An 11,085-nucleotide genomic window follows, 5' to 3' on the forward strand; every position below is an offset into this window, starting at 1 on the left:
CTCTCCCCTTAGTGTCTGGTCCGTTTCAGTCGAACCGCTCGATCAGTCGCCCCAATTTTTCTAGTTTTTTGAGCGATTGTTTCTTTGCCGACAGACCCGCGGCGATGACGATAGCGTTGCAGACTGTCATCGGAACCGTGAGCGTTTGAAACCCGTCCACATCCCCAGACCTCGGCGCGCGCAATAGGTGATCTGGCTGCGGCGACAACATCGCCCCGGTATGGCCGGACATTACGATCGTCTCGACACCGGCTTCGTGCGCGGTCTCGATCAATGGCGCGTATCCATGCGGTGGACGTCTGAATGCGAACGTGAACAACAAATCACCGTCCCGAAATCCCAAAGCCTGCTCCGCAATCTTGCGGGGATCGCCATCCAACTGATGTACTTCCCTGCCAAATCGGCGGAAGCGTTTCGCCATCATCAAGGCAAGAATCTCAGAATTCCCATAGCCATAGAAAAAGAGGCGATCTGCCCGGATCATCTTCCGGGCGATCAGATTTATCCGGTCCGCTGATATGCTCGCCTCGGCTTCTTCAAGGGCAAGACGTTCCTGATGCGCCAATCGTCCGAAAACTGTGCCTGAACTACTTTCGGCGATTGTTCTTTCAAATCGTGTTGCGGTTTCACGGGTGGCTATGAATTCGTCCCGCAGCGCCTCGCGGAACGCAGCATAGCTTTCGTAGCCCAGCTTCCGGGCCAGACGAGAGGCGGTCGCCTCATGAACGCCGACAGCGCCTGCAAGATCACTTGCAGTCCCCAGCGCTGCGACCGTCGGTTGATCCATAACCGCCTGAATCAGTCGTTTTTCGTTTGGTGTCAGGCTTTCCGTGCTCCGTGAGATGCTATCGATAATAGACATTTTGTGGTGCTTCGTCCCGTGAGTAACGATTCTATGCAAGAATATTTGCAGTATTTATGTAACAGCGCAAGAAATCTTGCGTGAATTTTTTGTAAACAACCGGTTTGGCGGTTCGCGAAGATCTTTCAGTGCACGCTGCCAGGGGCGTCTTCCTGTCCGCTCAATCAGCCGCATGAACGAAATTTCAGGCACCCCCTTGCCTGCCACCGCTTAAATGTGCAGCTTTAGCAGTGGGTGATAATCACCACTGACATCGATGTCGGGAGAACCAGACAACTGGTGCCGAAGGAGCAACCGCCTCGGAAACTCTCAGGCCAAAGGACCGACATAGCTGATAAGACTCTGGAGAGAGGTGCGAAAGCGCCCGCCGAAGGGATAGCGATCTCAGGCGAACGGACAGAGGGGGCACCACGCGCAAGGGGTTTGCGCGCAATTGGTGCCGTTTGACAATAACCAGTCATTGGCCCGTCAGAGAAAGGCGCATGTGATGTCTGAGTTGCTGCAAACGCCGTTACACGACCTGCACGTCTCGCTCGGGGCGAAGATGGTTCCGTTTGCCGGTTACGCCATGCCCGTACAGTACGGCCTTGGTGTCATGAAAGAACATTTGCACACTCGCGCCAAAGCAGGACTTTTTGATGTCAGCCATATGGGTCAGGTCAAAGTGGCGGGGGAAGACGCGGCGGCCGCACTCGAGACCCTGATCCCCGTCGATATTGCGGGTTTGGCCAAAGATCGACAGCGCTACGGATTTTTCACAGATCAAAATGGCGGCATTCTGGATGATCTGATGCTGGCAAACCGCGGCGATCATATCTTTGTGGTCGTCAACGCGGCCTGTAAGGCCGCTGATATCGCGCATATGAAAACGCATCTCGAACCGGACGTCTCTGTTACACCAATTACCGGCCGGGCGTTGCTTGCCTTGCAGGGGCCATCCGCCGAGGCCGTTTTGACTGCACTCAATCCGGCGGCGAAAGACATGTCGTTCATGGATGTCGCGACGCTTGACCTGAATGGATCCGATTGCTGGGTGTCCCGATCCGGATATACGGGCGAAGATGGTTACGAGATATCTGTCCCAGCAGAAGATGCCGTTGAACTGGCCGAGGCGCTTTTGGCCCATGAAGACGTCGAACCAATCGGGCTTGGCGCGCGCGACAGTCTGCGGCTGGAGGGGGGCCTCTGCCTCTACGGCCACGACATTACGACCGAGACGACGCCCGTCGAAGCGGCGCTCACATGGGCCATCCAAAAGGTCCGAAGGCAAGGCGGCGACCGTACCGGCGGTTTTCCAGGAGCAGACGAAATCTTGTCCCAAATCACCGATGGTGTGTCCCGCAAGCGGGTCGGCCTCGTCCCGGCCGGACGGGCGCCCATGCGGGAAGGTGTTGTGCTTTTCGCTGACGAAGAGAGTACGGCACCCATAGGGACGATCACGTCCGGGGGATTTGGTCCGACGGTCGGTGGTCCCGTTGCAATGGGCTATGTCAGCGTCGACCACGCCACCATTGGCACTACTCTTTATGGTGAATTGCGCGGCAAAAGGCTTCCCCTTCAAGTGGCCAAGATGCCATTCACACCAGCGAACTTCAAAAGATAGAAAATGAGGGAGATATCTATGAAATTCACCGAAGAGCACGAGTGGCTACGTCCTGAGGGAGATGTGATCGTCGTGGGCATCACCGAGCACGCAACAACCCAGCTGGGGGATATTGTCTTTGTGGAGCTTCCGGAGGTCGGAACAACAGTAAGCAAAGACGATGAGATTGTCGTGATTGAAAGCGTGAAGGCTGCCTCTGATATTCTGGCGCCTTTGGATGGGGAGATCATCGAAGTGAACGAAGCTTTAGGCGACAACCCGGCCCTACCGAACGAAGATGCCACGGGCGAGGGTTGGTTTTTCAAGATGAAAGCTTCGGATCCGTCCCAGATGGACAGCTATATGGACGAAGCCGCCTACAAGGCACTGATCGACTAAGGAGCGCATTTCATGACTTTTACCCCGACAGATTACTTGCCCTACGATTTCGCCAATCGTCGCCACATAGGCCCGTCACCAGCTGAGATGGCAGATATGTTGCAGGTTGTCGGGGCCAAAGACCTTGATGCGCTTATGGATGATACCCTTCCACCCGGGATCCGTCAGAAAGAGCCACTCGATTTCGGAAAGCCAAAGTCGGAAAGTGAGCTGCTGCACCACATGCGCGTGACAGCAGCGAAGAACACAGTTCTGACTTCGCTCATCGGCCAAGGCTATCACGGTACGGTCACGCCCCCTGCGATCCAGCGCAATATCTTTGAGAATCCGGCGTGGTACACGGCCTACACACCGTATCAGCCCGAAATTTCCCAAGGCCGCCTCGAAGCCTTGCTGAACTTTCAGACCATGGTGTCGGACCTGACCGGTCTGGAGATTGCGAATGCCTCGTTGCTGGATGAGGCGACCGCGTGTGCAGAGGCCATGACGATGGCGCAACGCGTGGCGAAATCGAAGGCAAAGGGCTTCTTTGTTGACGAGAACTGTCACCCACAAAACATCGCGGTGATGAAAACACGTGCGGCCCCGCTTGGCATCGAGATTTTGATTGGCGCGCCGGAGGATCTCGACCCCACCGCTGTATTTGGCGCCATTTTTCAGTATCCGGGGACATACGGACATCTGCGCGATTTCTCGGACCAAATCTCAAAACTTCATGAACAGGCAGCCATTGGCATAATCTCCGCCGATCCGCTGTCCCTGACATTGCTGAAGGAGCCGGGCGCGATGGGTGCCGATATCGCCGTTGGGACGACCCAGCGGTTCGGCGTACCGGTGGGCTATGGTGGTCCCCATGCAGCCTATATGGCGACCAAGCAGAACTACGCCCGCGCTATGCCGGGCCGGATCGTCGGCGTGTCGATCGACAGTCATGGCAACCGGGCCTACCGCCTTAGTCTGCAAACGCGCGAACAACATATCCGGCGCGAGAAGGCGACCTCAAACGTTTGTACCGCGCAGGCATTGCTGGCGGTCATGGCCGGGTTCTACGCTGTTTTCCACGGACCGGAGGGCTTGAAGGCGATCGCACAACGGATTCACCGGAAAACCGTCCGTCTGGTCCGTGGATTGGAAGATGCAGGTTTCGCCGTCGAGCCAAAAACCTTCTTTGACACGATCACTGTGGACGTTGGGCCGTTACAATCGGCGGTCATGAAGTCTGCTGTCGATGAAGGGATCAACCTTAGAAAAGTCGGACAAACGCAGGTTGGCATCACCCTGGACGAACGGACGCGTCCGGATACCATCATGAAGGTCTGGCGCGCCTTTGGGATCATGGACCGCGATCCGGGCCTGACGGTCGAGTACCGTCTGCCTGAAAAACTGGTTCGGACGTCCGAATATATGACCCACCCTGTGTTCCACATGAACCGGGCCGAAACGGAGATGATGCGCTACATGCGTCGTCTTGCGGATCGTGACCTCGCACTGGACCGCGCGATGATCCCGCTGGGATCTTGCACGATGAAGCTGAACTCGGCCGCTGAGATGATGCCTGTGAGTTGGCCCGAGTTCTCGCTGTTACATCCCTATTGCCCGCAAGATCAGGCCGCGGGGTATCTGGAGATGATCGACGATCTGTCTGACAAGCTCTGTGACGTGACGGGCTATGACGCGATTTCCATGCAGCCCAATTCCGGCGCACAAGGAGAGTATGCAGGGCTTCTGACGATCGCTGGCTATCATCGCGCGAATGGGGAGGGCCATCGCAACATATGTCTGATCCCCATGTCAGCCCACGGGACCAACCCTGCCTCGGCTCAGATGGTTGGCTGGAAGGTCGTCCCGGTGAAGTCCGCACCTAACGGCGACATCGACCTCGATGATTTCAAAGCAAAGGTTGAGCAACACAGCGAGACGCTCGCCGGTTGTATGATCACCTATCCGTCGACCCATGGCGTGTTCGAGGAAACCGTAACTGAAGTTTGCAAGCTGGTGCATGACCACGGCGGGCAAGTCTACATCGACGGCGCGAATATGAACGCCATGGTGGGCCTTTCGCGTCCGGGTGATCTGGGTGGAGATGTCAGCCACCTCAACCTGCACAAGACGTTCTGCATCCCTCATGGCGGTGGCGGCCCCGGGATGGGTCCGATTGGTGTCAAAGATCACCTGATCCCCCATTTGCCCGGCGATCCCAACACCGGCGAGGGTGCCGTTTCGGCGGCTGCTTTCGGCTCCCCGTCGCTTTTGCCGATCTCATGGGCGTACTGCCTCATGATGGGTGGTGAGGGTCTGACACAGGCCACCCGCGTTGCCATTCTGAATGCCAACTACATCGCCAAACGGCTCGAGGGCGCGTTCGACGTCCTTTACAAAGGTCCCACAGGTCGCATTGCGCACGAATGCATCATTGACACGCGGCCCTTTGCCGATAGCGCGCATGTGACCGTTGACGACATCGCCAAACGCCTTGTGGATTGCGGCTTCCATGCACCAACGATGAGTTGGCCCGTCGCGGGCACGTTGATGATTGAACCTACTGAGTCCGAGACCAAGGCAGAACTGGATCGCTTCTGTGATGCCATGCTTGCCATCCGCGCCGAGATTGCACAGATCGAAGCAGGTGATATTGATGCTGAAAACAACCCGCTGAAACACGCGCCTCACACGATGGAAGATTTGGTGAAGGACTGGGATCGGCCTTACACACGCGAAGTGGGATGCTTCCCCCCCGGCGCGTTCCGGGTCGATAAATACTGGCCGCCGGTCAACAGGGTGGACAACGTTTGGGGGGATCGCAATCTACTTTGCACCTGCCCCCCTATGGATGTCTATTCCGAGGCGGCAGAGTAGCGCTTCAGTTGTCGATGATTTCAGTTGCAAGCTCATATTCAAGCAACTGATCGGTGAGCAGGATATAAATCTCGTCGGGCGGCGTTGCGAGCGCGTGGCGCATTAAAAGCGGTCCGACACCCATCTCGTCCAGATAGGTCATGACCTCGCCCTGACCGCGCTGGATGTCTTCGACGGCCAAAAAGGCCGGCAGAACCGTGTTAGTTCCAAAGGAATGCTGATGGACCCCGACCTGCGCGTCTGCATGAACGCGACGCGCTATTCCGCTTGCCAGCACGTAGGGGCAAGCCGACAGGCAGATATCCGTCGCACCTGCAACGACGTCGAATTCCGCGTCACGGATCGCGCGTCCTATGTCCAATGCATCTCGCACAGACCCACCGGGACTATTGAGCCGGATCTGAGTTACGCCGCTCATCCCCTCAAGGGTTTCCGTGAACCGTTCCGCGTCACCTGGACTGATCGCACCGGTTAATGTGAGAACATCGCTTTCCTGCTCAAAGGCGAGCCGTTGGGGCATGTCGCTCGTATTGGTGTAGGGCCGGGCCGGAGCGTCGGGCCGTGTTGGCCCCAGCGGTGTATCCCGCGGCCGGTACCGACGTGTCTGATCACCGGGCAGCACCGGTGTTTGCAGACTGGGTTGCGTCGACGGCCACGCCATATAAGGCAGAGCCGCAGTAAAGTCGCGCGCCATCAAAATCCCCGCCAGCAAGAGTTGAAGGGCAAAGGTGCCCCACAACATACGCCGGACGGTCAGGCCGGACCTCACCCCGCTTTACCCTTCGGGGTAATCGGCTGAACCTCTGCCGTTTTGGGCCTGTCCGTCGCAGCAGGGTCTGGCGATCCATGGGCGATCAGGCGTGCATCATCCATCTCCCGTATCGCCATCAAGGCTGCGCGCAGCTCTGACAAGGTCAGGGTCTCACCGACGCCTGCACGCTCTTTGCCAGAGCGGATCGCGCTTTGTGTTACCGCGAGGATTAGCACCAGAACAGCGGGCAGCAGATCAATCGCAATTGCTCCGGCCCAAGACGGCGCGAAGTTTTCAGCATATTTGATCACGGCATCAGCGGTAGAAATCGGTGTGTACGTGGTGTCATTTGGCGGTGGCATCGCAATCACGGCTTCGGCTGCTGTCCTCAGCGTGTCGGCGCGTTGACCTAGAACCACCAAGACGGATGAGATTGTGCTTTGCTGTTCGCCACGCGCTTCACCGGTTCGCCCATCAAGTTCTGGTAGAACGACAGAGGCGGACAAGTCTTGCGCCGCACGCGCCACAAGCGGGGCCACGGAGAGTTGTCGCAATTGTGTAATGATGCCCGCCAGACGGACAGCTTCTTCGGAAAACTCGATGGACCGGGCTTCGACCGGCCCCGGCTCCACCGTCAGGGCCCGCATCCGCGACAGAATGGCATTACCTTCGGAAAATGCGGCGGTCACAAGCGGTTGTTGCGATGCAATCTGGGCCTCAAGACTGCGAAGCTCATCCGATTTCTGGTTCAGCACGCGGAAAACCGCGCCACGCCCTGCCAGGCCAGACAAATCGCCATTGGCCTCCTGTTCGCCGAGATCTTCAAAAGACTGTCTGACCCGCGCGACATCACGCTCCAGCCCCTGTGCGGACACTGCGATCAGATTGGCCTCCTCCAACGACGACTGATAGCTCTGAACCGTACGAGCAAGATGCTGTTCAACTGCCGCGGCGCCTGCCAAGGCCGCCGCATTCAGCCAAGATGACATCGCAACGATTGCGGCTGATCCGATGGCCATCGAGATCATCAGACCAATCCGCGATCCCATTGTCCGAACCGCGGGCAAAAGCCGCATAAGGTAAGACCAGAAAACGAAAATGCCGACCGACACAGCGACGGAATATGACACCGCCGCGAAAAAGCTCAGCGCACCGTTGTCATCCAGAAGAGAAGATACGCCGAGATAGGTGTAGATACCGGATGCAACGGCCAGAACACCAAGTGCTGCACCGGTAATACTATCGAGCCATTTGACGTGTCCCTCAAGCTCCGTCGCATAGCGCACCCCTTGTGCCTCAGCCTGCGAGAGTGCGGCGTGATCATTACCTGTCTCCAACGCGGATCCTCCGTTTCATTTGGCTTTATATGGATGTCCTGAGGGTTTTGCCAAAGGATTGCGAGGCGCCCCCGCCGTTTAGGTCAGCCATCTGGTAGCCGCATCCAATGGCTTAAACTTGCCGGAACCCTCAGTTCTGGGCGCATTTTTCAGCCAATTCTAGGTTGTACTTGGCGGACTTGGATACAAAGCCACTCCGCCCACGCTATATTTGGAAATGACAGAGATATCAGAGGTTTCCATGATCACAGTAAATTTCACCGGCACGTTCTCGGACCAGCGACGCGAGGTTTTCCTGCGGGCCGCGACGCGGTGGGATACCATCATCGACACATCGTTCGACACGGTTGAAGTTGAAGGCCAGCGGATCAACGGCGTCGCAATTGATGCGTCCATCAATGAGATTGACGGACCCCAAGGCGTATTGGGTCAAGCCGGTCCGACCGTTTTGCTGCCAGATACTGAGTTGCCGGCGAAGGGCATCATGCAATTTGACGACGCGGATTTGACGCGGCTTGAGCAGGAAAACAGTTTTGAAGACGTCATTCTTCACGAAATGGGTCATGTGCTTGGGTTTGGTACGCTTTGGCAACGCAAGGATCTGATCATCGGCAGCAACACGAACAATCCGCAATTCACAGGCCAAGCGGCAGTTCGGGAATATGCCGAACTCGTCGGTGGCTCGGGCACTGGCCCTGTCCCGGTTGCAAACAGCGGTGGCGCGGGAACGCGGGAAGGGCACTGGCGGGAGCTTGTATTCGGGGATGAACTGCTGACCGGGTTCCTGTCGGGGTCGAGCCGACCGATTTCGCGCATGTCGATCGCAGCTTTTGAGGATATCGGCTATACCGTTGATTATAGCGCGGCAGATCCGTTTTTCCTCCCGTCGTTCAGGCAACTTGCTGAGAAAGGCATCACTGAGGCCGTCCGGATCTGCGATCTGTGCAATCTGGATCGTCCGGAGCCGGTGGTGTTGGAGCAATAGTCAGTCCGGTGAAGGTCCGGCAAGAAACCGCGAGCGATGCAAATCTACACCAACGTGTGCCATCAAGCCGATTACATAGCGAGGTTTGCCCGCATCCAACTTTTCAAGTCCGCCCTTCGCATCTAGTATTGAAGACAATTGTCGTAAGATTCGATTTTATAGTTTGTGGGTAAACAGTCTGGGGGCTGTTGTACGTGTCAGAATTGGCAAAGAAAAATAGGGCAGACACGTCATCGAAGCCGGGGAGCAGTGCCCCGGCACCGGATGACAGAAACCCGTTTCCAGCGAATTGGGAAGACAGGCTTGCGGAAGCGCGGGCCGAGCGCGAGAAAGTATTGGCAGCGCGGGCGAAATCAGGTGCCAAACCCGCGCGAAAAAAGCCGACATTTATAGAAGATTCAAGCGTTTTTGACACGCCGGATTTCAAGCCGATAGAGGTGGAAAGCGCACCTAAATCGCAGAAATCGACGCCGCCACCCTCGGCTAAGGCCCCGTCCGAAACCCCGCTTGCACCCTCAAAGCCCCGTTTCGAGCCAATTGCCAAAGTGCCGGAGACACAGACCATCCCAGTCGCCCCGGTCCAATCCAGAACGTCGGTTTCACGGCTGGCAATTGTGGCGTTTGCCTGTTTCTTTGGCTTCGGTCTGGGGGCCGTGCTGAGTTTTGGAATCGTTTTCGGGTCCGGCTGGGTGTCTTTGGCGGACCTCACAGGACCGCGAGGCGGCAGCATATCGCAATCTCAGGAGACCGCGCCCAATGTGGCCGCACATGTCGGCGTTAATCAGTTCTCTGCCGGTCCTGCGGAGCAGGGGCTGAGCTTGCCGGCAAGCACCCCTGTAGACAATGTTTCAATCGAAGTGCCTGCGAAGCCTGCCGTCGTAAGCCCGAAGAAGGCGGCACCAGATTCTGTTTTGCCACTCGCGCCACGGATCGCAGCAACCTCTCCAACGCTGGTCATACCGGTCGAACGCGCCCGTGCTTCTGTCGCGGCGGATGTTTCAGAGTACCGGAGCCCATCAAGCGAGAGCCCAGTCTTGGTCCGGCAAACAAGGATCGCCGGCGATGACTTGCCGGTTCTGCCCGCCGTCAGCAATATCAGGCCTCAAACGCTGGTTTCAGAACTGAGACCACCATCCACCGAGAACCAATCAATCGGCGTTTCGCAAATACCCGTGTCGGCCACCCCTGAGATAGCAACGCCAGATCTATTTGAGACGACGCCCACGGACTTTGCCTTGAAAATCGAGGGCGATGCGTTGGTGCCGATCGTGTTCTCAGATGGTGTCGAGAAGTGGCCAGATCACGATGCACCCAATCGAGACGCGGTGGCCAATTTCCCGGTCATAGACTTGCCCTTGATCAGATCGTTCGGTGGCAGTGGTCTGATTTCGCCCGATACCTTGGACAAACTGCCAACTGTCGGTCCGCCGCCAGAAGGGCCGCGTTCGCTCGCAGCAAAACTTGGTTTCGTTGGCGACGATACGGCGAATGTCAGCCTCGTGACTTACGCGCCTAGGAATGTGACGTCTGAGGTTTTGGGCCAGTACGATACAATTTTGAAAGAGACTGGCTTCCCGACGACTGCGACCAATCGTGTGGACTTCAAAGTGTCCCAAACACATGTGCGCTTTTACAACACCCGTGATGCGCGGGTCGCTCAGGCAATTGCCGGCGAAGTCGGCGGCGACGCGCGCGATTTCAGCAAGGGCAAGAGCGACGGGGCATCCGGGCGTATCGAGGTCTGGCTTGAAGGAAATTCACCGGTCAGGGCTGTAGCCAAGAAGCCGAAGCGCGTGAACAGAACCGCGCAACGAGCTGCCAATGCGAAAGCGCAGTTGCGCAACAGATTGGCCAACACGCTTCGGCGTGGCGAGCATCTTGGGCGGTAATGCCGTCGCCGCATTTGATCTCTGATCCAGCTTCATGGTAAATTTTCCTCCGTGCCGTTGGCGGCGCGGAACGAATCGTGGTGGAAACGTCACGGTTAAGTGGTGGGTCGGATCTTACTGTGCCGAATGATAAACTGTTAGCAATTGTCACCGCGCTGGTGCTCATAGGATCGCCGGGTGCTGCCCAGCAGGATGTGTCGATCCAAGAACTGCGCAACATCGAAGCTTTGATCAATCAGAAAGACTGGACGGCGCTCTACTCCTACGTTGTGTCCAATCCCAAGTTGACGACGGGGCGTGATCCGCTGTCATCGGAGCTGCGTTCTTTCGTCAACGACGTGCAGCGCGGTCGGGTCGATCAATTCAACGCGGCACGCAATGCTTCTGGCGCCCGCGCAGCCGTAGATCCTGACATCTACTGAGC

The 11,085-nt window shown here is 57.2% G+C and carries 9 protein-coding genes and 1 riboswitch; of the genes, 6 read left to right on the plus strand and 3 right to left on the minus strand.

The window, feature by feature from the left end; translation table 11 throughout:
- Window positions 1-25: 25 nt before the first annotated feature.
- Window positions 26-862 (minus strand): MurR/RpiR family transcriptional regulator, encoded by an 837-nt coding sequence (locus KIN_RS12045; protein ID WP_159807202.1) that lies wholly within the window; start codon window positions 860-862, stop codon window positions 26-28.
- Window positions 863-1,112: 250 nt separating this feature from the next.
- Window positions 1,113-1,197: riboswitch (glycine riboswitch) on the plus strand.
- A 152-nt stretch (window positions 1,198-1,349) separates the two neighbouring features.
- Between KIN_RS12045 and gcvT the strand changes: the two genes are divergently transcribed.
- The 3 genes from gcvT to gcvP are packed head-to-tail and all read left to right on the plus strand — an operon-like array spanning window position 1,350 to window position 5,699.
- Complete coding sequence (gene gcvT / locus KIN_RS12050) at window positions 1,350-2,465, plus strand: glycine cleavage system aminomethyltransferase GcvT (protein WP_159807204.1); 1,116 nt, start codon at window positions 1,350-1,352, stop codon at window positions 2,463-2,465.
- Window positions 2,466-2,483: 18 nt separating this feature from the next.
- Window positions 2,484-2,843, plus strand: a complete 360-nt coding sequence (gene gcvH / locus KIN_RS12055; protein ID WP_159807206.1) for a glycine cleavage system protein GcvH — start codon at window positions 2,484-2,486, stop codon at window positions 2,841-2,843.
- Window positions 2,844-2,855: 12 nt separating this feature from the next.
- A complete protein-coding gene (gene gcvP / locus KIN_RS12060) occupies window positions 2,856-5,699 on the plus strand; it encodes an aminomethyl-transferring glycine dehydrogenase (RefSeq protein ID WP_159807208.1) in 2,844 nt (947 codons plus the stop codon).
- Window positions 5,700-5,703: 4 nt separating this feature from the next.
- Here gcvP and KIN_RS12065 read toward each other — a convergent pair whose 3' ends face one another.
- Complete coding sequence (locus tag KIN_RS12065; protein ID WP_243144908.1) at window positions 5,704-6,468, minus strand: COG3904 family protein; 765 nt, start codon at window positions 6,466-6,468, stop codon at window positions 5,704-5,706.
- On the minus strand, window positions 6,465-7,787 hold the full coding sequence (locus KIN_RS12070) for a hypothetical protein (RefSeq protein ID WP_159807210.1): 1,323 nt from the start codon (window positions 7,785-7,787) through the stop codon (window positions 6,465-6,467). The genes KIN_RS12065 and KIN_RS12070 overlap by 4 nt, the downstream gene beginning before the upstream one ends.
- Before the next feature lie 241 nt (window positions 7,788-8,028).
- Between KIN_RS12070 and KIN_RS12075 the strand changes: the two genes are divergently transcribed.
- The 3 genes from KIN_RS12075 to KIN_RS12085 all read left to right on the plus strand — a co-directional run bounded on the left by KIN_RS12075 (window position 8,029) and on the right by KIN_RS12085 (window position 11,083).
- Entirely contained in the window at window positions 8,029-8,772 is a 744-nt protein-coding gene (locus tag KIN_RS12075) for a leishmanolysin-related zinc metalloendopeptidase (protein WP_159807212.1), read from the plus strand.
- Window positions 8,773-8,966: 194 nt separating this feature from the next.
- Window positions 8,967-10,661 carry a ribosomal eL19 family protein gene (locus KIN_RS12080; protein ID WP_159807214.1) on the plus strand — a complete coding sequence of 565 codons (1,695 nt, stop codon included), beginning with the start codon at window positions 8,967-8,969 and terminating at the stop codon, window positions 10,659-10,661.
- 119 nt (window positions 10,662-10,780) lie between these two features.
- Window positions 10,781-11,083: a hypothetical protein gene (locus KIN_RS12085; protein WP_159807216.1), complete on the plus strand. Its 303-nt coding sequence runs from the start codon at window positions 10,781-10,783 to the stop codon at window positions 11,081-11,083.
- The last annotated feature ends 2 nt before the right edge of the window (window positions 11,084-11,085 follow it).

This window comes from Litoreibacter roseus (assembly GCF_009811795.1).
GTDB lineage: Bacteria > Pseudomonadota > Alphaproteobacteria > Rhodobacterales > Rhodobacteraceae > Litoreibacter > Litoreibacter roseus.